24 protein-coding genes are annotated in these 26,526 nt (G+C 36.1%); 16 read left to right on the plus strand and 8 right to left on the minus strand.

Going from position 1 to position 26,526, the window contains the following annotated elements:
- Nucleotides 1-56: 56 nt before the first annotated feature.
- The 5 genes from ACFS6I_RS21445 to ACFS6I_RS21465 all read right to left on the minus strand — a co-directional run bounded on the left by ACFS6I_RS21445 (nucleotide 57) and on the right by ACFS6I_RS21465 (nucleotide 6,016).
- Entirely contained in the window at nucleotides 57-875 is an 819-nt protein-coding gene (locus ACFS6I_RS21445; protein ID WP_380923628.1) for a ZIP family metal transporter, read from the minus strand.
- Nucleotides 876-1,346: 471 nt separating this feature from the next.
- The gene (locus ACFS6I_RS21450; protein WP_132770947.1) at nucleotides 1,347-2,540 is read right to left on the minus strand and encodes a dicarboxylate/amino acid:cation symporter; all 1,194 of its coding nucleotides are present in this window, start codon (nucleotides 2,538-2,540) and stop codon (nucleotides 1,347-1,349) included.
- A gap of 646 nt (nucleotides 2,541-3,186) precedes the next feature.
- Nucleotides 3,187-3,597: an NAD(+)--rifampin ADP-ribosyltransferase gene (gene arr, locus ACFS6I_RS21455; protein ID WP_346597687.1), complete on the minus strand. Its 411-nt coding sequence runs from the start codon at nucleotides 3,595-3,597 to the stop codon at nucleotides 3,187-3,189.
- Nucleotides 3,598-3,776: 179 nt separating this feature from the next.
- Nucleotides 3,777-4,262: a Cys-tRNA(Pro) deacylase gene (gene ybaK / locus ACFS6I_RS21460; protein ID WP_380923631.1), complete on the minus strand. Its 486-nt coding sequence runs from the start codon at nucleotides 4,260-4,262 to the stop codon at nucleotides 3,777-3,779.
- A gap of 698 nt (nucleotides 4,263-4,960) precedes the next feature.
- Nucleotides 4,961-6,016 (minus strand): outer membrane beta-barrel protein, encoded by a 1,056-nt coding sequence (locus tag ACFS6I_RS21465; protein ID WP_021192470.1) that lies wholly within the window; start codon nucleotides 6,014-6,016, stop codon nucleotides 4,961-4,963.
- Between the two features lie 327 nt (nucleotides 6,017-6,343).
- Here ACFS6I_RS21465 and ACFS6I_RS21470 point away from each other — a divergent pair, with 327 nt between their 5' ends.
- The 6 genes from ACFS6I_RS21470 to ACFS6I_RS21495 all read left to right on the plus strand — a co-directional run bounded on the left by ACFS6I_RS21470 (nucleotide 6,344) and on the right by ACFS6I_RS21495 (nucleotide 13,609).
- On the plus strand, nucleotides 6,344-7,648 hold the full coding sequence (locus ACFS6I_RS21470) for an ammonium transporter (RefSeq protein ID WP_380923633.1): 1,305 nt from the start codon (nucleotides 6,344-6,346) through the stop codon (nucleotides 7,646-7,648).
- Between the two features lie 555 nt (nucleotides 7,649-8,203).
- Nucleotides 8,204-9,352, plus strand: a complete 1,149-nt coding sequence (locus ACFS6I_RS21475; RefSeq protein WP_380923635.1) for a sensor histidine kinase — start codon at nucleotides 8,204-8,206, stop codon at nucleotides 9,350-9,352.
- On the plus strand, nucleotides 9,327-10,082 hold the full coding sequence (locus ACFS6I_RS21480) for a LytR/AlgR family response regulator transcription factor (RefSeq protein ID WP_380923637.1): 756 nt from the start codon (nucleotides 9,327-9,329) through the stop codon (nucleotides 10,080-10,082). The genes ACFS6I_RS21475 and ACFS6I_RS21480 overlap by 26 nt, the downstream gene beginning before the upstream one ends.
- Nucleotides 10,083-10,696: 614 nt before the next feature.
- The gene (locus tag ACFS6I_RS21485; RefSeq protein WP_132770940.1) at nucleotides 10,697-11,938 is read left to right on the plus strand and encodes a quaternary amine ABC transporter ATP-binding protein; all 1,242 of its coding nucleotides are present in this window, start codon (nucleotides 10,697-10,699) and stop codon (nucleotides 11,936-11,938) included.
- A 2-nt stretch (nucleotides 11,939-11,940) separates the two neighbouring features.
- Nucleotides 11,941-12,768: an ABC transporter permease gene (locus ACFS6I_RS21490; protein WP_132770939.1), complete on the plus strand. Its 828-nt coding sequence runs from the start codon at nucleotides 11,941-11,943 to the stop codon at nucleotides 12,766-12,768.
- Nucleotide 12,769: 1 nt separating this feature from the next.
- The gene (locus tag ACFS6I_RS21495; protein ID WP_380923640.1) at nucleotides 12,770-13,609 is read left to right on the plus strand and encodes a glycine betaine ABC transporter substrate-binding protein; all 840 of its coding nucleotides are present in this window, start codon (nucleotides 12,770-12,772) and stop codon (nucleotides 13,607-13,609) included.
- Nucleotides 13,610-13,705: 96 nt separating this feature from the next.
- Here the strand turns inward: ACFS6I_RS21495 and ACFS6I_RS21500 are convergent, their stop codons facing one another.
- The 3 genes from ACFS6I_RS21500 to ACFS6I_RS21510 all read right to left on the minus strand — a co-directional run bounded on the left by ACFS6I_RS21500 (nucleotide 13,706) and on the right by ACFS6I_RS21510 (nucleotide 17,576).
- A complete protein-coding gene (locus tag ACFS6I_RS21500; protein WP_380923642.1) occupies nucleotides 13,706-16,117 on the minus strand; it encodes a TonB-dependent siderophore receptor in 2,412 nt (803 codons plus the stop codon).
- 451 nt (nucleotides 16,118-16,568) lie between these two features.
- Entirely contained in the window at nucleotides 16,569-17,102 is a 534-nt protein-coding gene (locus tag ACFS6I_RS21505) for a dihydrofolate reductase family protein (protein WP_380923644.1), read from the minus strand.
- A 180-nt stretch (nucleotides 17,103-17,282) separates the two neighbouring features.
- Complete coding sequence (locus ACFS6I_RS21510) at nucleotides 17,283-17,576, minus strand: SDR family NAD(P)-dependent oxidoreductase (protein ID WP_380923815.1); 294 nt, start codon at nucleotides 17,574-17,576, stop codon at nucleotides 17,283-17,285.
- 309 nt (nucleotides 17,577-17,885) lie between these two features.
- On the opposite strand from ACFS6I_RS21510, the gene ACFS6I_RS21515 reads away from it, so the two are divergent.
- The 10 genes from ACFS6I_RS21515 (at nucleotide 17,886) to ACFS6I_RS21560 (ending at nucleotide 26,504) form a co-directional block, all read left to right on the plus strand.
- Nucleotides 17,886-18,308, plus strand: a complete 423-nt coding sequence (locus tag ACFS6I_RS21515) for a lipocalin-like domain-containing protein (protein WP_380923646.1) — start codon at nucleotides 17,886-17,888, stop codon at nucleotides 18,306-18,308.
- 280 nt (nucleotides 18,309-18,588) lie between these two features.
- Complete coding sequence (locus ACFS6I_RS21520; RefSeq protein ID WP_380923648.1) at nucleotides 18,589-18,978, plus strand: hypothetical protein; 390 nt, start codon at nucleotides 18,589-18,591, stop codon at nucleotides 18,976-18,978.
- 100 nt (nucleotides 18,979-19,078) lie between these two features.
- A complete protein-coding gene (locus ACFS6I_RS21525; protein ID WP_021192458.1) occupies nucleotides 19,079-19,426 on the plus strand; it encodes a hydrogenase maturation nickel metallochaperone HypA/HybF in 348 nt (115 codons plus the stop codon).
- Nucleotides 19,427-19,432: 6 nt separating this feature from the next.
- On the plus strand, nucleotides 19,433-20,161 hold the full coding sequence (gene hypB / locus ACFS6I_RS21530) for a hydrogenase nickel incorporation protein HypB (RefSeq protein ID WP_380923650.1): 729 nt from the start codon (nucleotides 19,433-19,435) through the stop codon (nucleotides 20,159-20,161).
- A 5-nt stretch (nucleotides 20,162-20,166) separates the two neighbouring features.
- Entirely contained in the window at nucleotides 20,167-20,649 is a 483-nt protein-coding gene (locus ACFS6I_RS21535) for a hypothetical protein (RefSeq protein WP_380923652.1), read from the plus strand.
- Entirely contained in the window at nucleotides 20,639-21,634 is a 996-nt protein-coding gene (locus tag ACFS6I_RS21540) for an ABC transporter substrate-binding protein (RefSeq protein WP_380923654.1), read from the plus strand. Before ACFS6I_RS21535 ends, ACFS6I_RS21540 begins: the two co-directional genes overlap by 11 nt.
- 2 nt (nucleotides 21,635-21,636) lie before the next feature.
- The gene (locus ACFS6I_RS21545; protein WP_132770929.1) at nucleotides 21,637-22,647 is read left to right on the plus strand and encodes a FecCD family ABC transporter permease; all 1,011 of its coding nucleotides are present in this window, start codon (nucleotides 21,637-21,639) and stop codon (nucleotides 22,645-22,647) included.
- The gene (locus tag ACFS6I_RS21550; RefSeq protein WP_380923656.1) at nucleotides 22,644-23,423 is read left to right on the plus strand and encodes an ABC transporter ATP-binding protein; all 780 of its coding nucleotides are present in this window, start codon (nucleotides 22,644-22,646) and stop codon (nucleotides 23,421-23,423) included. The genes ACFS6I_RS21545 and ACFS6I_RS21550 overlap by 4 nt, the downstream gene beginning before the upstream one ends.
- Nucleotides 23,423-23,986: a GNAT family N-acetyltransferase gene (locus ACFS6I_RS21555; RefSeq protein ID WP_183917106.1), complete on the plus strand. Its 564-nt coding sequence runs from the start codon at nucleotides 23,423-23,425 to the stop codon at nucleotides 23,984-23,986. Before ACFS6I_RS21550 ends, ACFS6I_RS21555 begins: the two co-directional genes overlap by 1 nt.
- Nucleotides 23,987-24,065: 79 nt before the next feature.
- Nucleotides 24,066-26,504 carry a TonB-dependent siderophore receptor gene (locus tag ACFS6I_RS21560; RefSeq protein WP_380923658.1) on the plus strand — a complete coding sequence of 813 codons (2,439 nt, stop codon included), beginning with the start codon at nucleotides 24,066-24,068 and terminating at the stop codon, nucleotides 26,502-26,504.
- Nucleotides 26,505-26,526: the final 22 nt, after the last annotated feature.

Raw genomic sequence — 26,526 nt, forward strand, 5'->3', positions numbered from 1 at the left:
CAATAAAAAAGGATCAAAATAATAAATTTTGATCCTTTTTTATGCTTAATTGAATTTTATCCTAGGGCCACATCCAAAGTCATCATTAAAATGAAGCCTCCTATAAATCCGATTGTTGCGATGTCTGAATTTTTATTTTGTTGCGCTTCAGGTATAACTTCTTCTACGACTACAAAGATCATGGCTCCGGCCGCAAATGCTAGTGCATAAGGAAGTATGGGTGTAAAAGTAACTACTGCCATTGCCCCCAAAACACCGGCAATTGGTTCTACAATTGCTGATGCTTGTCCATAGAAAAAACTTTTTCGTCTGCTCATTCCCATTCTTCTTAGTGGCATTGCGACTGCTATACCTTCAGGGAAATTTTGTAAACCTATTCCAATCGCCAAGATGACAGCCCCAGCAATTGTCGCTTCTGGAATCCCTGCAGCAACACTCCCGAAAAGAACACCTACGGCAAGTCCTTCGGGGATATTATGAAGTGTAATGGCTAAAATCATTAAAGTTGTTTTTTGCCATGGAGTCTTTACTCCTTCCACTTTTTTAAAATTGATATGTAGGTGAGGTAAAACTTTGTCTATACTAAATAAGAATGCCGCGCCAATTAAAAATCCGACTACAGCTGGGATGACTTGTGCAAAACCAGTGCCTTCGCTCATGTCGATGGCGGGTATGAGGAGACTCCAGACACTTGCGGCTACCATTACCCCACCCGTGAAACCTAACATGCCGTCCATGACATTTTTATTCATTTTTTTAAATAGGAATACAAATGAAGCGCCCAAAGCAGTGACTAGCCATGTGAATAATGTTGCGTACAGAGCGGCTAAAATAGGGTCGATGCTTTCTAGGTATGTGATAACTGATTTAATCATAATTGTGATATTATTTCATTAATTTATTCATCTTTGAAATATGCTCATATTTTTTACGGTATCCACACTTAATATTTCAGGATTGCATGGATCATCGACCATGTAATGGGCCAGTGTGTTTTTATATATGATTCGTTAGAAGTTAAGCAAGTCTAATCTTAGATGGTGTGCAACAAAAGTAATAAGTTAGATTGAACTAACAAATATATTTCTAACATTTTTGTTAGTGTATGCTAATAATTTTTAGTTTGTCTGTTTCTGTTTGAATAGTCGTCTGTTATCTTTAGTGCTGATCTGTATTTAAGAATTGAGTGGGAAATAGTCAGTCTTGTGCGATAACTTGGTTTTATGCTTTATTATTTACAGGATGGGCTGGAAAATTTAACCAGCCCATCTTATACAGCTTTCTATTAAGGGTTAAAGAATGGGTGGAAATTCTCATTCTAAATTGTTTGTTACGATTAATTTTCCTTAAGCATTTGCTTTTTCTTCTTTACTCGCTTCTTGTTTTTTAAAAATAGCATTTAATAGAATTGCTATAGCACCATCACCTGTTACATTACAGGCTGTTCCGAAGCTATCCATTGCGATGTATAAAGCAATCATTAAAGCTTGATTCTCGACGTTGAAACCGAGCATACTACCGATTATACCTATTGCTGCCATAATTGCTCCGCCAGGTACTCCTGGTGCTGCTATCATTGTTACCCCTAACATGCAGATAAATCCCATCATTTGTACAAAGTCTATTGGTATACCTTGCATCATCATAAGTGCAAGTACACATGCAACGATTTTCAGCGTACTTCCTGCAAGATGTATTGTTGCACATAATGGGATGCTGAAATTAGCGATGTCTTCATCAACACCAAGTTTTTTTGCTTGTTTTAGTGTTACAGGAATCGTTGCCGCAGAAGACTGTGTCCCTAAGGCGGTGAAATAAGCGGGCAACATACCCATTAATAATTTGAATGGATTTTGTTTAGAGGCTATCCCTGCAATGATAAATTGAATTACAAGCAAAAGAATATGGATGACGAAAATAATTCCTATGATTTTGATGAAGACATGCAGTATGGTGAATACTTTACCTGTGTACGTCATATCGTAGAAGATACCTAAAATGAAAAAGGGCAATAATGGGATGATCATTTTTTCGATGATAAAACTAATTACCTTTTCAAAATCGATAAATACCTTTTCTAATGTGGAATTTTCTAATTTTGACAAGCCAATACCGATACAGAATGCAAGCACTAAGGCGGACATGACGTCGAAGAGGGGTGGGAACTCAATTTTGAAATAGGGACTCAGTGTTTTGGTTGTTTCGGTAATTAGGTCTGTGTTGATCTGGTTTTGAAGTAAAGCTGGAAATATACTCATGCTGACCGTGTACGAAAAAAGTCCAGCAAATAAGGTAGAACCGTAGGCGATCAATACAGTTGTCAATAATAATTTTCCTGCAGTCTTTCCTAGTTGAGCAATTGATGGAATGATTAATCCAACGATAATTAGTGGAATCAAAAATTTTAAGAATTGATCAAAAAGAAAATTATATGTGGTTAAGATTCTTCCTAATGACTCAGGGAGATAGAGGCCGAGTAAAATACCAGATATGATGGCGACGATTACTTTAAAGAGAAGATTCTCAGTAATTTTTTTCATTAGATTTGTTTTATTATATGATGTGTTATCCTTATGATAATACGTTTATTTCATTTATAAAATAATTTATCATCTCCATTAATTAAAAAAGAAGTCAATAGATAATCCATTTTGTTCTTTGCATTGAAGAAAGTATATATTTAATTATCTGGAATGATTCATATTCTTGACATCTGTATGTGTGGAGTTTAATCTGTTGAGAAACGAAATTGTCATCAATAAAGTTGATTTTGATACGTTATTGCTCCATTAATCTGTTCTAAAAAATTTCGACCCGATAAAAAAATATATTACGAAAATAGGAATTAATAACCGATTTATTTTGAAGAGTCCTCGTATTGAAGCATTTGTATGGTACAGTCTCCAGTTGCTTTGTTTGGGGTATTGTTTTGTGGTGTAGCTTGTTAATGTCTTTTTAATGGTGTTGTTTGTTATTAAATTAAAATGGATTGCTTATCATATTTTATTGTTCAGGGACTATTTTTTTATAATGTAATGTTTCGGTAATGTGAATATAGGTTTTTAATGAAATCAACATTGTCTGTCATAGTGTGATTTTTTTGAAAACAAAGCTGTGATCACACTAATGGACTGTGATGTTGTGCTACTTGATGTTTATAATGAGGTTGGGTTTCTCATTCTTTGATTAGTCTTCAATTGCTTCAATGCCCTCTTGTTCGAGTTTTTTGAGATGTGATTTCATTGCTTCTAGTTGCTCTGAGGAGTGAGCTTGCCAATCTTTTATTTCTCCGACAACACGTAAAAAATATGCTGTTCGGTAGGATTTCGTCGGATTGCCGGGGAATTTTTTATTCGTGAGATTGGGGTCATCTTCGATAGGACCAGACGGATCTACTAAATAAATCCTTTCAGGTGCATCGCCCTGTGCTAATTCAGCTCCCCATATTGCGGCATCTAAAGTTCCAGTTAAATATACATATTTAGCATGTTTTCGTTTGCCATAATTAGAAGGATGGCCAGGCTCAATCAGGTCTCCTAGTTTAAGATCAGTTTTAGTGCCATGATAAAACTGTTCTAAGGGTTTATTCTTGTCCATGATTTACTGATAGTTATCCAAAATATTTATGTTTATACAAGATCGTGTTTTTTTTGTGTATATCAATTGCTTTTCATTGATAAATATCTAATTATAGCCAGATATTCAGTTCTTTTTTTTGCCTATTCTATTTGTTGAGATGCTTTTTAATGTTGAGGTTTAAAGATGCTTATGCATCTTTATGCGCCAATGATAATATCGGCAAAGATTGCATCTGTAGCTTTGATAAGATCCTGAGGATTCATTTCAATCTGTAGTCCTTTTTTACCGGCACTAATGACAATTTTGTTTTCCAAGGAAGCGAGTTCTTCTATGTATGTTGGAAATATTTTTTTCATTCCTATAGGAGAGCATCCCCCTCGAATATATCCGGTTATTTGCTGCAAATCTTTCATAGGAAGCATTTCACATTTTTTATTACCTGATATAATTGCTAGTTTTTTCAAATCTACCTGTGCATTTCCTGGTATGACAGCAACAATGTAAGGATCTTTTTGTCCGGTGAGCACGAGGGTTTTGTAGATTATTTCTTCGCGAATTCCCAACGCCTCAGCAACATCGGTAGCGCTCTGGTGTTCACCCACTACTTCGTAAGTTCTTAAATTATAAGTAAAGCTTAAGTTGTCCAGGATGCGGGCAGCATTAGTTTTTGTTATTTCTTTCATAAATCTGTATTCTTAATAATCTCTTCAGTACGCTGATGAATGATTTGGTGTAGATGAATGTAATGATGATTTTATTAAAAAGCAATATGAAATTCTATGATGTTTAATTAAATATGTTACTTCAGGATTTTGTTCTATATGAAGTGTGTTTCTAATAATTGCAAGAACGATGTTCTTACCTATAGGACAACCTATAGGGCTGGTAAGGGTTTTAATGTGTCTGTCCTGTGTATAGAAGGTGCATGGACAGGTTGTTTGTTGTGTGTGCTAAGGGTCGGCCTATAATTCAGATTGTGGGTTTCTAGTCTCGTTCTTGTTTTGTTCTTGTGCGAAGCTAGGTTATTTCTTGTGTGCTTGTAGGGTGATTGTATAGTCGTTGTTGTGTGTTTGCAGGTTTTGCTTAGGTTTATCATTGTGTGATGCTGGGCTCGGATGGGATTTCATAAGAAGAATTAATGTCTTTGCTTGTTTTATTATTTATGGCTATTTTCTATATAAAAATTGTAAATAATATATAGTAGTTTCGTTGAGATGGTGATGCTTCAATATTAACAAAAGGAATTATTCATTTTTATTGAATAATTCCTTTTGTGAGTATTGCAGATAGTTTCCTTATGCTGTGATCCAATTACTTTTATAAAGAATAATATCTGTAATTTATAATCGATTTTATTAGATTTTAATTTAGTTGTTGTTTTTTAAAAGGCATATACTAAGGCAAGTGAAAATTGTCCGGCATTTTTTGTTGGAGATAGATCTTGTTTTACAAACATCTGTGCTTCACTGTTATCAAATCTAACTTCAGGGATAAAAGTAAAGCCATGATGTTTGAAGTTTGCTGTTAACGTAGTGGAAAAGATTTCATTACTGGTAACTTCAGCTACGGGCATATTTTTAGTTTTATAATATTCACCACGGATTCCTATACCAATATTTTCATTTATATTCACTTTTGGGTATAATGCTACTCCCGAATAGCCACCTTCTCCTTTTCTGCTGTAGTCGGTCGCATTTGCACCTAATGAAAATAATGGAGAGAATGAATAATTTCCTACAAAATCGATTAAAGTTCCTGAGCTATAATTGCTGGCGCCGCCTTGTGAAGATCCTGTCAGAAAATTAAGGAAAAAGCTTGATTTGTCATTTGGTGCAACTGATAATTGTGATCCAAAGTGTGATACACCGTTTAAATCTTGGTAGACATTCCAATCATTAAAGATTCCGACCATAAGCCCTACTTTTTCAGAAAAAGCATATTGTGCTTTTAGTCCTGCATCCTGGAAAGGTCCTGCGCCAAAAAGATATGAGGTTGAGTAGTGGAAATTGAATGATGGACAGATGACTTCATAGCCTACAAAAGTCCCCATAAAACCTGCTGTTAAACTTAATTTTTCTGTCAGTGCATAGGAGATGTAGAGGTTTTGAATGTGGAAGCTATTTTTGTCGTCCCCATTTTGACCGTCTCCATTAATTATGGAGCGGTACTGTCCTCTCGGCCCAAATGATAATTCACCTACAAAAGATGCTTTTCCAGTTTTTTTCTTCAGAGCAAGATCAACCATTCCAATGGATACTGAATTATTGTCTTCAGTAAAATAGGTGTTTATATTCGGTTGTTTTTGGAAATCATATTTCCAATATGTATCCACTGATCCAGATATTTCTAGATCTAATAAATCATACTTTTTTGTTTGTGCATATATTTTGCTGCTTACTATTATTAAAATTAGTGTTGTTAAGATGATTTTTTTCATTTTTTCATGTTTTTAAATGTTTGTTTTTATTTTTTAGCATTCAAAAGCACTTAAACATCTAGTTTTTTTAAGATTTGATGTAAATATTGTTGTTTTTCCTCTTGTTTTATTGTTTTGTTAGCATTTAATCTAGTTGTTTTTGTGTTTTTAGGTTGATTTATTTAGGATCCTGATGTAAATATATGATTTTATTTAATATTTTATTGATTTTTTAATTAATTGAGCTTATATTTGATTGAAATCAAATTTATAATAGTTATTTTTGATTGTTTTTTACTGATAAACACATTTTGTTATGAAATTATTAAACTTAAATCTAGAAATATTATGAAAAAATTCATTCCGCTTATTATTTTGGTTTGTTTAGCGATTATTGGCTTAGTTACACCCTCATTAGAAGTCAGTAATGTTGCAGGTGTGGAGATCAACACCGGAGATACGGCTTGGTTACTCGCTTCCTCGGCATTGGTTTTGATTATGACTCCAGGTTTGGCATTCTTTTATGGTGGAATGGTGAGCAAGAAGAATGTTATCTCCACGATGATGCAAAGTTTCATCTGTATGTGTATTATTTCTGTCCTTTGGGTTATTTTCGGTTTCAGCTTAGCTTTTGGCGATGATATTGGGGGTATTATTGGAGATCCTCGCACGTTCTATATGATGAAAGGGATGTTGGGGAATGTGAGTTGGTCAGCTCTTCCTACTATTCCACTGGTATTATTCGCCATGTTTCAGCTCAAATTTGCAATTATTACTCCTGCTCTTATAACAGGAGCTTTTGCAGAGCGTGTTCGCTTTAATTCATTTATGGTATTTATTATCTTGTTCAGTATTTTTATCTATATGCCACTGGCTCATGCCACTTGGCATCCTGAAGGTATCTTGGCCAAATTCGGTGTTTTAGATTTTGCAGGTGGTACAGTTGTTCATATGTCGGCAGGATGGGCTGCTTTGGCATCAGCTATCTATCTAAAAGGCCGTAAAAAGCCTACGCATTCGCCAGCTCGGATTAGTTACGTGATTTTAGGAACTGCTCTTTTATGGTTCGGATGGTTTGGATTTAATGCAGGTTCTGCAGGTGGAGCTAATAGTCTTGCCGCTTATGCTTTTGCAACCACAACTACTGCATCAGCTGTAGCTTCAATTGCCTGGATATTTGTTGACCTAATCCGAGGTAAAAAACCATCTGCTATGGGAGCTTGTATTGGAGCTGTTGTTGGATTAGTTGCTATAACACCGGCAGCAGGATTTGTGACGATATCACATTCTATTGTTATTGGGCTTGTAGCGGCTTTAGTTAGTAATTTAGTTGTATTCTTACGTAGTAAAACCAGTATTGACGATACGTTAGATGTATTTCCTTGTCACGGTGTAGGCGGTATGGTCGGTATGGTGCTTACTGGGGTTTTTGCAAATAGTAGTGTCAACAGTGTTGTTACGACGAATGGTTTATATTTTGGTGAGACAGGTCTATTTGTAGCACATATTGTTGCTTTGATTGCAGTTTCTGTTTTTGCATTCTTTGGATCTTTCCTTTTGATCAAATTGACGGATTTAATTACACCACTTCGTGTTCATGAGGTCGAGGAGGAGCTTGGTTTAGATATTACTCAACACGACGAGGAATTGTAGAATTGATATTCATACTACCAATATTAACCCTTGATAAGGTGTGGCTTTTGCTGCACCTTACTTGTTTTATGGTACTTCTTGCACTAGTTTTTATAAATATATGATTCGTAAAGTCCAGTTTATTAGGGTACTTGTCCTCAACTTCTTTTATTGGTTCTTTTGCTATTATTATCTCGGTCTTAACCCGTTTTTGTAATTTAAATAAAGAAATTATTCTTTTATTCGCTTCAGTAAGCATTTAGTCATATTCAGTTACAAAATATGATGGTTGGGACTGAATATCTTGTTTATAGTATTTCATAAAAACGATCTTTGTTAAAAGAAGAAAGAAATGGGCATCTTTGTAAGGACAAAGAGATTTTTAAACTATGTGGTTTTTATTTTTTTATTCTTGAAGAAACTATTAATGAGTTTGATACCCGGATAGATAAAAAAAATCTATTTGATTACTATTTGTCATATTGCAAATTTATATCTGATAGAAAAAAGCTTGTTGAACTATATAAAGATGGCCAGAATCGTGATGGCAAATATTGAATTAGATTTTATTTAAAGATGGAAAGAATCAAATATATTTCTGATAAAACAAAGCGATTATTACCGACTCGTTTTAAACGAATGTTCTTGGTGATTTTTGCATTTGTTTTGCATTATTTGGTTTCATATATCTTAGATCCTTATTCTGAATTTTGGCAAGATTATTTTGGAAGGAGCTTTTCTGAACTTTTAACGGAATGGGGGATATCATTTTTATTTTGCTTTTTAATTTCTGAAGCAAGTATACTTATACATAGGAAATTAAATCTGCGGGTTCCTTGGCCACAAAATAAGTCTAAAAGACTTTTTCTTGAGATTACGCTTAATTTTTCGGCTGTTATGATTCTTATTTTGATGAATATGGTCTGTTTCGCGATTTTAGATCCTCAATCTGCGAAGGTAGAATCCGTTCCATCTATTGAAGAAATAAAAGGTATGTTACAGTGGATTGTGGTTAGTTTGGTCATTTCTTTTATGATTATTTCTATCAATACCATGAGTTATCTGATTAATAATTGGATTGAAACAGCTACGGAAATGTCCGAACATAAGATAAAGGCAGCGGAATTGAGGCACGCATCAGTAGAAGCAGAGCTAAATGCATTGAAGATGCAATTGGATCCTCACTTTATTTTTAATAATTTGAGTGTGCTTTCTGAGTTAATTCTTGAAGATCAGCAGCTTGGTTTTGAGTATTCTGAAAATTTTGCTAAGGTATATCGTTTTTTATTGGTCAATAGTAAAAAAAATATGATCACGCTTGATGAGGAGATTAAATTTTTAAATGCTTATATATTTTTAATTGAACACCGTGTTGGCAGCGGCGTTAATTTTACAATTAACATTAACGACCATAGTCGTGGTATGTATATCCCATCACTAACTTTGCAGTTGCTTATTGAAAATGCAATTAAACATAATACCACAAGAAAGAAGCGACCTTTAATGATTACTATTTCCAATGATGAAGTAGGTCGAGTTGTGATTGAAAATACGTTATCACCCATGGACAATCCTGAGATTGTCTCGACGGGTATTGGGCTTAATAATATAATCAGTCGTTTTCAGCTCTTAGGAGAGAAGGTGCCAGAAGTTATAAAGGATCAGCATATTTTTAGGGTTTGTATTCAATTAGTAGCATATGATAGAGAAAATAGTAATAGTTGAAGATGAAAAATTAAATGCCGATCGTCTTAAACGTTTAATTGGGGATATTTATCCAAATGCTCAGATCGTAGCTGTTTTGGATAGTGTTACTGATACGGTAGACTGGTTTCGAAATCAAGAAATTCCAGATGTAGTTTTAATGGATATCCGACTTTCTGATGGAATCAGTTTTGATATTTTTGAAAAAGTGACGATCGATTGTCCTATTATTTTCACTACGGCGTATGATGAGTATGCTGTACAGGCATTTAAATATAATAGTGTCGACTATATCTTGAAGCCTGTTGAAAAAGAGGAATTATCAACTGCATTGCGAAAGGTTGAGGGTTTAGGATCAATGGTGAATAACCAAATATCTATTGATAAATTACTTCATTATGTAAAACCTAAAGATTATCGGTCCCGCTTCTTAGTTCCCTTTCGTGATGGTTATCAAACTATATTAGTTAATGAAGTGAATTGTATTTATGTCGATTTGAAATTGACAAAAGCACGCCTTAAGAGTGGAAAAGATGTTGTTCTTAATCAAAGTATGGATGATCTAGAGAAGCAATTAGACCCAAGAATTTTTTTTAGGGCAAATCGTCAGTTCATTATTCAGATTGATGCTGTAAGTCAATTGGTTCATTATTTCAATCGTAAATTGAAAGTTGTTCTGTTTAATTCCGAATTTGATATTATTGTCAGTAGAGAAAAATCGGTTTTATTAAAAGAATGGTTAGATTCTTGATTTTTTAGGCATGTTTGCATGGTGTTAAAATTATAAAGCATATCCTAACTTTTTTTGTTAGAGAAATATGTGTTGACCGTGATCAATACTTTTCATAACGGTCATCCTATATTAACTTTTATTGTTAATACAGGAGGCAAACTTAGTGGCATAAAAACCGAGTCGACGGCCTGATTTTATTTTTAAATGATTGGTTATTAGGTTTGTTTTGATGGCTCTGTCGTACAGTGTGTTAACGCTAATAAATGTTGTTTATTTTATTTTTCGTACCTTTGTACCGTCATATGACACGGATGCATCGGTTTGTTCCGTTATTTTATAGCTCTTTTTTGAGCTGTTTCTGAGTTGTTCGCGATATACTTGTTATAGTATTTTAGAGGTGTTTATTAATGTCTCGTCTTTTAAAAGATTCATTTCTTTTTCATGATTGCTCTTCATCGAACTAAGAGTAAAGTGTGTTAAATATCAAGTTGATTGAACAAGAAGGAGTTCTTCGGTCGAACTAACTCAACTTTAGAAATTGTTTTTTATGTTATTAAAAATAACATGAAGGTGCTTTCTATTGAATATACCATCTGTGCCATGACAATTCGTTTCATACCAAAAAATTAAAAATGGATAAAAACAGAAAAGTTAAAATAAAAGTCGAGGACTTAACAATTGTGTTCGGTAAACAAAAGAAATTGGCACTGAAATTACTGAATGAAGGTTACCCAAAGAAAGAAATACTAGAAAAGACCGGCTGTACAATCGGTATCAATAAAGCTAATTTTGAAATTTACGAAGGAGAGTTTTTTGTCATTATGGGACTTTCTGGAAGTGGTAAATCTACTTTACTACGTTGCCTGAACCGATTGAATGAACCTACAATGGGTAAAGTCTTTATCAATAATGATGATATCACAAGTAAAAATAATAAAGAGCTTCTGGAAGTACGTAGAACTGAAATGAGTATGGTGTTTCAGAAATTTGGATTATTACCACATCATACTGTTTTGACTAATGCCGCTTTTGGTTTAGAAATTAGAGGCGAAGATAAAGCATCTCGCGAGGCGAAAGCTCAAAAAGCGCTTGACATAGTTGGTCTTAATGGTTTTGAACAGCAGTTCCCAATTCAGCTGTCAGGGGGTATGCAGCAGCGAGTTGGGTTGGCGCGTGCTTTGGCCAATGATCCGGAAGTCATGTTGATGGATGAGGCTTTTTCAGCATTAGATCCCTTGATCAAAACCGAGATGCAGGATCAGCTATTGGAGCTTCAGGATACCTTGCAAAAAACGATTGTTTTCATTACTCATGATTTGGATGAAGCTATTAAGCTTGGAGATCGTATCGTGATTATGAAAGATGGAATTATTGAGCAGATTGGTACAGCTGAAGATATTCTAACGAATCCAGCGAGTGATTATGTAAAAGCTTTTGTGGACAAGGTGGATAGAAAATCGATTATCACAGCAGGATCATTGATGACCGAGAAACCGACATTGGTTAGGTTCAAAAAAGATGGTCCTGAAGGGGCACTTCGGAAAATGAGAACAACGGGACTTGAAATACTCCCTGTAGTGGATATTCATGATACCTTCTTGGGGTTTGTCAATATCAATGAAGTTATTCAAGCTGCCAAGCGGAAAGATCCTACTGTAGAATCTATTATTCATATGAATGTTCCTTCGGTATCTAAGGATGTTACTGTTGAAGAAATGTTACCGTTGATTTCGGAAACAAGATCGCCAATTGCAGTGGTCAATGATCAAAATAGATTGTTAGGTATTGTGACGCAAACTTCACTTATTATCGAAGCAACAAAGTTTAACGAAGAGGAAATTAACGAATTAAAAGAAAAAGCAAATAATCAGTAACAATGAGTAAAATAATAGATATAGGTCAATACATTGAAGTTGCAATTAATTGGCTTACAGAAAATTTTAAGCCTTTATTTGATTTTATAAAACATACGGGTAATTCATCCATTATTGGATTAGAGTGGATATTTTTAGCAGTCCCTTTTTTTGTGGTGATCGGACTTTTTACAGGTCTGGCATGGTGGAAGTCAGGTAAAGGCGTTGCGCTAATAACCTTGTTAGGCTTGACACTTATTTACATGATGGGTTTTTGGAAGGAGACGATGGAGACTTTATCATTGGTTTTAGTTGCAACGGCGACAGCTTTGATACTTTCTGTCCCCTTGGGTATTTGGGCGGCAAAAAATAAACTAGCTGCGAAGATTATTCGCCCTATGTTAGACTTGATGCAGACGATGCCTGCTTTTGTTTATCTGATACCGGCAGTGTTGTTTTTTAGTATCGGTAAGGTTCCTGGCGCATTTGCGACTATTATTTTTGCGATGCCACCAGCTGTCCGTTTGACGACTCTGGGTATCGATGCAGTTCCAAAAGATATTGTAGAGGCTGCACGTGCCTTTGGAGCGACTAATCGACAGATTTTGTTTAAGGTTGAGCTACCACTGGCTATGAAAACTATTCTTGCGGGTATAAATCAGACCATATTATTGTCACTTTCTATGGTCGTGATTGCCGGAATGATTGCTGCGGGTGGTTTAGGAGAGAAAGTGCTTGAAGGAATTAATAACCTAGATATAGGACTTGGATTTGAAAGTGGCTTATCTGTTGTGATCTTAGCTATTATCTTGGATAGGATAACGCAGGGTTTTGTACAGAATAAAAAATAATATGAAGAACATTAAAATAGCTTTAATCTGTTGCGTTATCATATTTCTTAGCGCTTGTCAACCAGATGGTAATAAAAAATATATCAATGTAGGTATGGTCGATGGTTGGGCCGAAGGGGTCGCTATGACCTATGTTGCTAAAGCAGTTTTGGAGGAGATGGATTATCATCTGGTCATCCAACGTGCTACACCAGATATGATCTTAGCTTCTATGAATAATGGTGATACGGATCTCTATATGGATGTTTGGCTTCCTTTAACTCATGGTTCTAAAATTGCAAAATTTCCCAATCTTGTTGATATCGGTACGAGTTATGCGCACGCGAAAAATGGTTTAGTTGTACCCGATTATGTTCCAATTAATTCTATTGAAGAGTTAAAAGTGCACGAAGATCAATTTAAGCATCAGATTATGGGGATTGAAAAAGGAGCTGGTATAACAGCTGCGGTAGATCAAACGATAAAAGACTATGATTTAAATTATCGTCAGATAAATTCATCTACAGTGGCGATGATTACTGAATTGCAAAATGCGATTAAGGAAAAACGCTGGATCGTTGTCGCAGCTTGGCAACCACACTGGATGTTTGGTAAGATGAAATTAAAATTTCTGGAAGATCCTCGAGAATCTTTAGGAACTGCAGAGCAGATCAAGATTTTTACTCGAAAGGAATTTCCTGCTGACCAACCCGAATTGACCCGCTTCTTTTCTCAGATTCATTTTGATGTAGCCACCATGTCTAACTTGCTGATGAAAATGCAGGAAAGTAAGGATAAAGAAGCTACAGCGAAACAATGGGTAGCAGATAATAGATCTTTAGTAGCTTCGTGGTTGAAATAATTGGTTTTGTTTAATTTTCTGTATTCAGTTACAGCATCTGTTGTAACCAATTAGAAAAAAGGAAGAATCTATTTATAGATTCTTCCTTTTTTTATTTTAAAAGTGGTAAGCAATACTACCTAAGATATTTCTCGGCATTTGCGGATTAACCGTTGTCCAACCTTTAAAGTAAGTTTGGTTAGTCAGATTATTTGCCTTAATAGCAAACTCCATATGTTTGTAACTGTAAGAAAGACTACCATTAAGTAAAGTATACGAAGGAAGTACAAAAGTTCCTGTCGGGATACTATTTGTAATGATATTTTCACTAGCATGATTGATTCCAAGACCAACACCTACACCTTTTAACGTTCCTTGTTGCAAAGTGTAATTGGCCCAGATATTGGCTAGGTGTTTTGGTCCAGCTTCGGTTGGGCGAAGGTTGTTCACATTAGCGGCCGCTTTTGTTGTTTTACTATCATTGAAGCTATAGCTTAAGATCATATTTAATCCTTGAATAGGGGCGGCAGTTAAGTCGAAATCAAGACCACGGCTTAGGCGTGTACCATCCTGTACACTGATATTGTAGCTTTTACCATCAATTTCTACTGTTTCAGGACGGATCATATTATCAACACTGATATCGTAGTAGCTGGCAGTAAGGCCAATTTTATCTTCAAGTAGATTAAATTTTACTCCTGCTTCCCACTGTGATGCTTGTTGCGGTTTGAAATCGCCGGATACACTGGGGTGAGGCTGTACTACTGGTGAAACATTTTTAAAGCCATTCTGATAGTTAGCAAAGAATGAAACTTGATCTTTTATGGCTTCATACACGAGACCTACGCGTGGTGAGAAGGCTGTTTGGTTGAATTTTCCAGTAGTGGTATCTTTATCAATGTTGTACGTTCCTTTATTATTAAAGTAATCCATGCGCAGGGCAAGGTTTAAATGTAATTGTGAAGTTACATCTAAGACATTGGAAACATATGCTCCAAATACCTGTGTGCGGCTACGGTTGTTGGTCTGTGCGCCGTTGGAAGCAGCAATTGCCGCATCGATGAAAGCTGCGTTAAATTTATAGTAATCTGGATCATCGTATGACGTATTGATTTGATCTGTCTGTACATAAGGAGAGTTGTGCGTTTCCGATTTTTGGGAAAGGAGATCCAGTCCTATAAGTAATCTATTGCGCATACCGCCGATGTGGAAATCTCCAATAAAATTCTGTTGTGCATTGATGCTATTGGCTACATAATTTTGCAGTGCCGCATATCGGTTGATCAATGTGTCATTTGCATTTTGCAAGTACATGATATACTGGAAGTAACCATCAGATTTACGTCTATTATAACTAACAGTTGTATTGGATGTCCATTGCTCGTTGATGCGGTAATTTACATTTCCACGTAAGTTGGTACTTGGGTTTTTAAAAGTAACATCATTGTTGGTATACGACTTGTTAAAGTCAAATTGCAATTCATCAGGAGTTCTTGCAAACAATTGACGGGAACGATTGAGAAATACCATCATTGGATTGGTCGCTTTGCTCTGATAAATTTCAGCATCCAATTGGATGTCTAATTTGTCATTCGGTCTGTATAATAATGAAGGAGCAACAAAAATTGATTTGTTAAATCCTGCATCCTGAAAAGTTCCTGTATGCGAATATGCTGTGTTGACACGGCCTAAAAGTTTTTTATTAGCTGTTAGAGGTCCGTAGACATCTGCTGTTACACGGTGCTGTGCATAACTGCCAAAGATATAATTGACCCGTCCACCTATGGTATCCAGCGGTTTTTTAGTGACATTATTTATCAATCCACCAAAACCAACAGCAGCGCCACCATATAAGGAGCCAGAAGGTCCTTTGATAACCTCAATGGTTTCTAAGTTGGCCGGATCTGGACTTGTGCTAGCAATACTCACTACGCCATTGACCATCGCGGCTTGTGTGGTGAATCCTCGTAATGTGTAATAAGAGACTCCATCTCCAGGACGTCCAGTGGATGACCATAATTTGTCTATGCCAGAGACGTTTGCCAATGCGTCATCATAATTTGTATTTACCTGGCTTTTAAGTAACTCTTTGGTAACGACAGCATAAGATTGTGAGTTTTCCATATTACGAAGTGGCATTTTGGAAACGTATAAACTCTGTTTTCGAGTATACTTATTCTTGCTTGCTCCGTTTATTACAATTTCGTCTAAAGTGGACTGGTCTTCGGTGAGATAGATATTGGAAATGATATTTCTTTTTTCTTCTATCTGGATGTCGCGGATTTGATATTGGACTCCTATAGCTGAGATGTGGATTTGTGCAGGACCTGGTTTCAAGGATTTGAGGAGATAAGAACCATTGGCTTTCGTTGAAACACTGATGTCCTGAGGAAGCAGTTTGACCGTGATACCTTCTACAGGCTTTCCATCGGCGGAGAATATTTTCCCATATATTTCCGTTTTTTGTTGTGCTTGAGCTTGGAGAGAGCATGGAAGCAACAACATAAGGTAGATGATAAATTTATTCATAGTGTTTATTGATTTTATTTAGATTAATTATAAACAGTGCAAATATATTATTCATGTTACACTTTTCAAAACTATATTTTCAATCCTTTAAAAAGAAGTTTGATGTTGATTTTGAACACTATCTGTGTCGCTTCGGGGATAAATGCTCTTGTACTGGTAATAGATTGTTTTTACTATTCTTGAACAATTTCAAATAGACCAATTATTCTATTTTTGTGGTTTATCTCCTTGGAAAAAGGGTTTTTTTTCAAGAAAATAAAAAATAGGATGTTATTGACTAACCTAAAAATGATATTAGGTTGTACTGCAATTTAGAATTACATTTGATGGCGCTTTAACTAAAAAATAGAATTTACTAATGGTCCATCGCTATCGTGCTACTTTAATTTGTAGACACAGATCAGACTCTATTTTTTAGTTAAATACGGCATTAGAAGAATTGAAATGTCAATCAGTTATCAATTCGCTTGTAATGAAGTTGTGTCAGTCCAGTCTCAAACTGTTTTGTTGAAATAAGTGTTAATTTTTGCTCCGGTCTTCCATCTTTAAAAAGTTTTACTCCGTCACCTACTAGTATTGGTAAAATTGAAATGACAAATTCGTCAATTAAATTTTCTTTTAAAAGCTCATTAACAATTTCTGCACCACCATCAATGAAAATATTTTTGCCGGTTTCACTTTTCAATTTTAAAATAAGGTCTTTTAAATCTTCGGTGTAGAATGTGATATTACCTGCATCTGGTCTAGCAGTTCTGGTTATAATATATGTCTTTTTATCAGCATGATGAAATTCTGGAACATGGGCAATGATCCAGTCATATGTTTTTCTGCCAAGAACTACTGTATCTACTGATTTTATAAATGAAGCATAACCATAGTCTTCTCCTTCTTTTTCTACTATTGATAAAAAATCAAGGTTATCATTTGGTTTGGCAATATAACCATCCAAGCTTGTTGCAATATATAAGATTACTTTTCTATCCATATTTATTTTTAGTGATTATTTTTTGTAAGATTATATTCTCCTTTATAAAAGAAACAGATGGTAATTCAAGTTGTAGATGATCCTGTATCAGTTTTTATCGGTCACCGGGGACAGCTAGGTGACTATTAGCTTCGACAGTACCGACCTGTAAAAGAATATTCATTATTAATTGTGCCTAATTTAATCAAAAAAGACCGTTTTGATTGGGTTTTTCTTTATAAAGTTTAACGTTGTAGCATCGGGAAATATACGTTCTTCTTCATTTTCAATGCCATTGCAAATCTCATAAGCTATTTCTTCAGGTTCTGATTTATGCGATTTCGTTTCTTCTTTTGTCATTTGCGTATTGACATACCCCATATAGGCACCGATAACTTTGATTCCTAAAGCTTCGAGTTCTTCACGTATTGTTTCTGTCAAAATATGAGCTGCAGCTTTGGAGGCACAATAGGTACCTAATCTTTTTTTTTTGATATTATTCTCTGTAGAGAAAGATTATGATCATCTTGCACTATGGGATAGGACTGTAGATGGATACTGAAAATACTGTAGGTTAATAATTTTCTGAAAGCGAACGAATAGTTATAAGTTAATATTAGGTGGCTTATAAGCCACAATTTCCAGGGTTTAATTTGTACAGGAACATGGTTTATTTAATTTTGTGACTTTATCGCTTTACATGATATCTTTGTACAAGATAAACTTTATTGTTTCTTGATGATGGAAATTTGTATTATTGGATCTTCAATTAGCTTTTTGTAAAATTTTAAATATAAATTATAGATGAAAAAAATAGTAGCCATTATTTTCCTTTTTGTTACTGTGTTTGTTGTGTCCTGTTCAAAGGAAGATAACAATATGGGAGAGTCTAACAGTGTAACTGGGCGCTGGGTTCTCCAAGAGATGATCGAATTAAATACGATGAAGGAAGTTCCTTATACAGATGGTATTGAATATACATTTAAAGCAGACGAAACGTTTACAGGTATTAGTGTAGATATTGATTTTGATGGTAGTGATGTTGTTACTAAAAAGATTGCGATTTCTGGTACATATGTGCTTTCTGATAATGGTCAGAAAATAACAATAAGGCAGAATGGGGGGCAGACACTGGTATTTGATATTTATGATCTTAGCTCAAAAAAGATGATACTGAGAGGTAAATTTCAAAACTTTCAGGTTGAGTCTACGTTTAGTAAAAAATAGATAATTCGAAATTTCTTAATTAAATGCCCCCTCTTTTATTAAAAGGAGGGGGCGTTTGACTTTAAATCTAATAATGCTCCTACTCCTTTCTCTACGAAAAGCTTTAGCTACGTGCTGTTGATACCTGTATAAAGAACCTTCACATATACAAGCTTATAAAAGATAAACAAGAAATTACCCTATTTCGTGAAATAAAATTCAAGATTTGTGCTATTTTACTAGTGCTTTTTTACAGTAAATTTGTTGGGTTAAAAACAATAAGTTTTTAAATTCGCTATTTATGATGTTGAGACTGGTTATTTTTGTACTGTCAATCTGGTTTTTTCCTTTTCAATCATTAGGATCTACCTCACTTGCTACAGTACGGAATCGTGCTAATTCATCTACATTTCAAAGAAGATTTGATCCTGCTGATCAGGTTGTCGAAAACGGCGATTCCCATTTGTCGGATAAAAGAAGTTCACTTTTTCAACAGATGTATTTTTGGGATATCGATTTAGATCTTGATAAAGATTTCAAATTGGACACATTATTCGCAATTTACGATTTAACGGTTCATTTGTTATATCCTAATCAAACAGCATATCTGGATTCCTATACATCCTATGCTGATCTACCGGTTCAATCTCGTAAATTTCTCCTTTTCGAGCAGATAAAGATTCCTCTTTAATCTCCCTTTCACTCACTTACATTGTAAGTGTTAGAGTCAGGTATATCCTGTCTGCTACTCACATGAAACAATTCTATATTATCTAAGATTAAACACTATTATGCACGAGCTTAGTATTGTAAAAGATATCTTCGATACTCTGGAGGGCCATTATGGTGCCAAGGTTGAAGATATTCAAAAGATTCAAGTAACTGCGGGTCTGCTTTCAAATGTGCAGCCTGTCTTAATTCAAAATGCCTTTGATGCTTTTATTTTAGATAATAATGGCTATATGGATATGGAACTTGAGGTTGTCGTCAACGAGATCATGGCTTACTGTGAACATTGTCAAAAAAATTTTCCGGTGCTTTATCATCGTTTTGTATGCACCTGTGGTCAACCTTCGTCCACAATCGTTCAGGGAAATGAATTATATATATCAAAAGTAATTTTTAAACAAGAAAAATAAGAAACTATGTCAACTAACACATCTAGTCCAAAAAGTGCTGGAAACCGCGTCGGTTCTGTACAGTGTGATAACACCACATTACATTTATTAAAAGCCAATGATTATGTTGCAAATGCTATCCGTGAACGTTTAAAAGACGTTTGTGTGATCAATGTTTGTTCATCTCCTGGTTCAGGTAAAACAACTTTAATGCAAGAAACAGGTAAGCTACTTGCAAATGATCTTAATATTTCTGTATTAGTGGGTGATCCTGAAACGGAGCGCGACGCGATTAGAATGCGTGATGTAGGTATCAACGCGCTGCAGATCGTAACTGGTGGTATGTGTCATATCGAAGCGCAGATGATTTTGCAGGCACTTGATCATATTGATATTACAGGTACAGATCTTTTATTTATTGAGAATGTGGGAAATTTACTATGTCCTTCTGCTTTTGATTTAGGTGAAGATTATCGTGTTACATTATTAGCAACCACTGAGGGTGATGATAAACCTAAAAAGTATCCGCGTATGTTCTTAACGAGTGAGCTGATGCTAGTTTCAAAATCTGATTTATTGCCGTATGTGCCATTTTCAGTAGATGCTGTAACTAAAGATGCCCGTGAAGTAAATCCGAATATTGAAGTGATTACTATCAGTACATTGAAAAATGAGGGTATTGAAGAGTGGTGCACCTGGTTGAAAGAAAAGGTTAAGCAAAAAAAAGAGTCTAGACTTCAAACTGAAGTAAAATAAGAACTATGCAAGCAGAGTCTGTATATATTGATGCTGTACTTCCACAGGGGGAGTTTGCTCAGGATACTGTAGCGCGACTTCAACTCGAATGGTTTGAAGTGAATAAAAAGAGATTGACAAGGGCTACAACGACTGGGCAAACTTTAGTGATGGAGCTGGAAAAAGGTCGTGAATGGTGCTCTGGAGATGGTCTGTTCCATGAAGGAAAATTGATTGCTACTATTGCAATTAAACCGACATTGACTATTTGTTTTAGTCCCGTTAATACAGTGCAGGCAGCTGACTTCTCTTATTATTTGGGGAATAGGCATTTACCATTGTTTATGGAGACCGATCGCGCAATGTATCGTGTTCCTTATGATGGTCGTTTATATGAACAGCTGCTTGCAAAATTTCAATCTCAGGTACAGTTGGAAGATGGGATATTACTGTCAGAAAATCTAGTAAAGCGGTTGGTGAAAAAATCAAGAAATGAAAATGAGTTATAAATTATTTTGCTTAGTAGCTTTTTTATCTATAGCCACTTTTAGTGGGTGTAGTCATGCTGCTAAGAATGATCTGTCGAAATCCATTAGCGCAACCGATAGCCGTGGGAAAGTGATCAAGTTGAAAGATGTTGCCAAACGGGTTGTCGTTTTATTTCCTTCGCTGCTTGATGAGGTGTATATGCTTCAAGCCGGTGATCAGGTTGTTGGTATTCCACAACAGGTATATCAAATGGAAGATACTTATGCTTTTTTATCAAAACTTGATTCGAGGATTGCTGCCAAAACATTGCCAACACCAACTTATGGAGGGCAGTCCAGTAATGTCGAGAGTATTATTGCTTTACAACCTGATTTGGTGATTACCTTCAATACCGATCAAGATAATATAGAACAATTAGAAGGTCTTGATATCCCTGTTTTTACCTGTTCCTCGGCAGATGACAAAAGTATAATGGCGGAATTGCTGGGGATGGGAACGCTTGTTGGAAAACAAGAAAGAGCACAGGAAATTGTTGATTATGTTGATGGGGAGCTCGATCGTATGCAAGTTCCATCGATTGAAAATGCGAAGTCTGTTTATTATGCTTGGTCAAAAGGCCGTATCATGTCTACTTCTGGAAAAGGAAGTCTTATTGATATGGCGATTCGTCTTTCTGGAGCTGAAAATGCATGTCCTCTACCTATGGAAGCTCCAAATATCAGTGCAGAAACGATGTATAAGTGGAATCCGGATTTAATAATCTTGTGGAACTCTAAGTTGTCGGATGTTTATGATTTGAAAGAGTTAGCAGATCTTCCTGCTGTGAAAAACAAACAGGTTTTTGTCATGTCACCATCGTTCCCTTTTGATCCACATACCGTTAAGTTTTTATTGTTTGCCAAACAAGTTCGTCATTGGAGCTTTCCAAGCTATTCGGAAGAGCAATTGAAAAAAGAAATGCAGGAAGCTTTTGAGGTCATGTACGGTAAAAAGGGTTTACTATAATCATGAAAAATATAAAAATCATCGTCCTGTTGATCTTATTTCCACTGTCGCTTTTTGTGTTGTCGCTTACTATTGGTTCTACACAACATGTCGGTCTGGTTGAATTGTTTCAGCGGATGTGTTTGCAATTAGGGTTGATACAAGATCAACATCTGCTTTCGGATGCAAGTTTAAATACCATCTTATGGCAGGTGAGATTGCCCCGGGTACTGTTAACTTTTATGGTCGGTGCAGCTTTGGCTTCGTCAGGAGGAGTTCTACAAGCTATTTTTCGTAATCCAATTGTAGATCCGTTTACATTAGGTATCTCTTCGGGATCTGCTTTTGGAGCAGCACTGGCTATGTTGTTTCCGATTATGTCTGTTAATCTCTCTGCTTTTATTTTTGGAGTTTGTGCAGTGGGGCTGACTTATTTGGTTTCTTACTCTGGTGCAAGGACTTCTATTGTAGGGATGGTATTGGCTGGGATGGTGATTTCTGGGGTTTTTACTGCTCTTTTAACTTTATTGCAGTATTTAAGTGATCCTTATAAACTTCAAGCTATTGTTCAATGGACAATGGGCAACCTACATACTGCTTCTTGGTCTAAGGTGTATAGCGCTATGGGACCAATTTCAGTTGGTTTATTTGTGATCGTGCTCTATCGATGGAAGCTGAATCTACTGTCTCTCGGTGATCAGGAAGCTTTAGCCATCGGTGTCAATCCCAGGATCATTAAATTGATTCTAATTGGAGTTGCGACGATGATTACGGCATCTGCAGTAGCTGCGGTAGGGGTGATCAGTCTGTTTGGGTTGATTATTCCACATATTAGCCGAATGATATTTGGACCTAATAATAATATTTCGGTGTGGGCTAATATCAGCATCGGCGGTAGTTTTCTACTTTTAATCGATGATTTTTCTCGTGCTGTGATGCCTTTCGAAATTCCGATCGGTGTGTTTACTATGATTGTGGGAGCGCCCTTATTTATTTACTTGATGCGTCGAAACGCGATGAACTGGAACTCATGATAGCTACGATTTCAACAAAACAATTATCTTTCTCTTATGGAAATGATATCGTATTGCGTGATGTGAACGTCTCTTTTCCAAAAGGAAAATTGTCGATCATCCTAGGCCGTAATGGCAGTGGGAAATCAACGTTGTTTAATGTGATCGCAGGCTTAGAAAAACGCTACGATGGTCAAGTGACTATTGGCGATGTAGAACGTAGAAAGATTAAGATCGGTAGTAGTAGTCAGTTACGTTTGGGTTTTCTCAATCAATTTCATCAGATGACTTTTCCCTATAAAGTGTTTGATGTGGTTTTGACTGGAAGGGCTTCTTTTTCACGATTCTCACCAAGTAAAGAAGATCATGAAGCTGTACAGGCGATTTTAAAAAAGTTTGATCTGGAACATCTTAGTGATAAGCCTTATACCGAATTGTCTGGAGGAGAAAGACAGTTGATCTTATTATGCCGTGTACTGGTGCAGCAGCCTGATGTACTCATGTTGGATGAACCTACTAATCACTTGGATCTAAATTATCAAATGGCTGTTTTGCGAACAGCGAAAGAGCTGGTTAAGGAGGGGACGACAGTTTTATGTGTTATGCACGATCCTAATCTGGCTTATATGTTTGGTGACCAATTTTATCTAATGCGTGATCAAAGTGTTCTTGATATTAATGGTCTGGAGCGCGAAGAAGTGAGAAATTTGTTGGAAGAAACATATGAATTGCCTTTGTTGAGTATAGAGAAGCAAGGAAAATGGATGTTTATTCCAATGCTTAATGAAAATCAATAATGAAAAATATTTCGATATATCATGTTGGATCAGAAGATGTGGTAGAAGTTCTGCCTTACGTTCTGGATTTCAGAAGAAAACTATTTCCGATGTTGGATCCGAATCAGGTGCCTAAAGATCTAAAAGCGTTTGAACAGGTTTATTTACAGAACCGTGCTGGTACTTTTCTACAGGCAAGAACCGCGGATGGCATATTAATCGGGGTGATCGGTATGCTTAATTATGATTACCGGTTTCCTCACTTGGACATTGATGCTAAGAAGACCGTTGAAGTAGCCCGCTTATTTGTGGATCCCAAATATCGTAGGACTGGACTGGGGACAGAGCTGTTTCAAAGTTTACTCGTGGTGGCGCAGGAAAAACAGATTGAAAGACTTTATTTACATACTCATCCATTTTTGGAGGGTGCATATGAATTTTGGTTGCAGCAGGGGTTTCAATTGATAGAATACCGTGATGAATCTGGATTTCTCACTATACACATGGAACTGATGGTTAATGAATCGAAAAGTGTTGTGGTATTGGAGGACATTTTGGAGCAGGAAAAACACTCCACAATATGAGCTTGCAAGCTCTATAAAATAAAGACTATGCATTTATGCATAACAGATAATTGAACAAACAATAGATAATTGTATTCCAATGAAATATAATATAAAGACCTTGGCTTTTGCAATAGCCTTAGGTACTGTTTCCCCAGTGGCTGTACATGCGCAGAATAGTACACCAATTTTTGGAAAAACTTATGATGAGGTTGGAGATATCGTCTCTGGCGTAACATTGACAATAAACAGTTCAAAGCAGGTGACAACTTCCAACGAGTCAGGGGAATTTACTTTTTCTGAAGCAATTAATTTTCCAATTGTCATCCATGCTTCTGCAATTGGTTATATTGATCAAAAAATAACACTTTCGGCGAGTAACTGGAATGTGAAAAAAGGATTATCTCTTGTCTTGATTAAAGATAATAGAACTTTGGATGAGGTATTGATCACAGGGAGACGTAACAAATCTTATCTCACCAATGATCTGGAATTGGGGGGTAAGTTTTCTGGGAAATTAAAGAATCTACCACAATCTGTTTCTGTTTTAAGCCGGGAGTTTATCGAAGATAAGCAAGCTTTTACGACAGGTGCATTGTTTCAGGATCTGGCAGGAGTAACGGAAGCATCTTCTTATGATGATGTGGTTATCCGTGGTTTTAAAAGTGGATATGAAACCGGTGTGCGTTTGGTCAATGGTTTACGTTCGGGCTATGGTTATGGTAATAGTTACTACAATACACCATTGACATTGAACCTGGAAAGTCTTGAAGTCTTGAAAGGTCCAGGAGCTTCTTTGTTTGGTGATGTGGTGCCAGGTGGTACGGTTAATATGACCACAAAGAAACCTTTGGACACTTTTAAGGGGAATATCGGTTTTGCATCTGGAAGTTTTCAGACTATGCGTACAACACTGGATCTGGGAGGGCCTTTGGATAGCGCTAAGCGTGTTTTGTACCGTTTCAATGCGGGTTATGAGGATACGAAAACTTTCCGTGATGTCAATCGTCAAAAAAGAATTCTTGTTGCACCATCTTTTACTTTTAAACCAGCAGTCGGTACGCAGGTGGATGTTGATGTGGTTTATAACCAATTTAATGGTTATCTCGATCGTGGGATGGGAATTAAAGCAAATGATTTTTATGCTTTACCTCGATCATTTACGTTAAGCCAACCTTCCGATTTTTATAATTCGAAGACATTTTCACTGAGCGGTAGGTTGTCCCAACAGCTTACGGAGAATTTAAGCTTTCACTTGAGCTATATGAAATCTGTGTATGAAGAAGATGTCAATGAACATCGGACGTTGAATACATTTGCTGATGCTCCTAAAAATACGATCATGAATATGCGTTTTTTTGATCGTCATGGTAAAGATTATACGGATAATGTCGTTGGTTATTTTAAATGGGACCATTATGGTGCTGTGGTAGATCATCACATCGTAGCGGGAGTTGATTTTGCGGAGTACAGAGGTGATAAGGAAAATCAGTTGCGGGAAGCTAGACAAAAGACGGTGAACGGACAGGTTGTACCTCTGACATTTGATTTGAACAATCCAACTTATACGACACATGATCTAACTTCTTACGTATGGCGAGAGCATGTAGCTTATCCATTTTTAAGTCCTTATAAAACTACAGGAAAATACATACAAGATCAGATGTCGATTGCTGATAAACTTAAAGTTATCGTAGGATTACGTCACGAGCATTATGCTTCCGAGACTATCGACGGGCAGAAGCGTTATCATGCTACACAAAATGCCTGGCTACCTAGAGCGGGATTAACGTACGAATTGAATAAGCAGATCAACTATTTTGCGAGCTATTCTCAGGGTTTCGTCCCGGTAGGTGCAAGTTTTATTCAGAATTACCAAGATTATGGTGCAGATAAACCTTTTATTCCGGAACGCAGTTTTCAATTGGAAACTGGCTTTAAAACTGGTTTTTTTAAAGATCAGTTGCAGATGGACCTTTCCTTATTCCGTATAGAACGTCAAAATATGATGATCGCAACTGGTGTGATATTAGATTCTGGATTTTCTGAATATCGTCAATCTGGAAAAGCCATTTCTGAGGGTATTGAACTGGATCTTCGTGGGCAGTTGACCAAAGAATTTCAGATTATGGCAAACTACACTTATAATCATACTGATGTGAAGGCATCATCGATCGCTTCTGAGGTTGGACAATCATTACCGGGAGCTCCTAAAAATATGGCAAGTGCTTGGTTAAAATATGTGTTTTCACAACATGCTTTGAAAGGCCTTGGTTTTGGTGCAGGGGCTTATTATGTGGATAGCCGTCGTATGGATAATAGTATTGGTAAAGATAGTGATGGTCAAGCGATGTGGGGTTACTGGCCTTCTTATACTACCGTGAATGCTGCGGTATATTACCATATCGGTGCATTGAAGATGGCTGTTAATGTCAATAATGTGTTTGATAAGTATTACTTTTTGGGTGGCTTTGATTATACACGTGCATTTCCTGGAGCACCGCGCAACGTGATGGTTTCATTAGGTTATGCTTTTTAATGAAAAAAAGAGCTAAATCTTA

The sequence above is a fragment of the Sphingobacterium anhuiense genome (assembly GCF_042686355.1).
Lineage (GTDB): Bacteria > Bacteroidota > Bacteroidia > Sphingobacteriales > Sphingobacteriaceae > Sphingobacterium > Sphingobacterium anhuiense.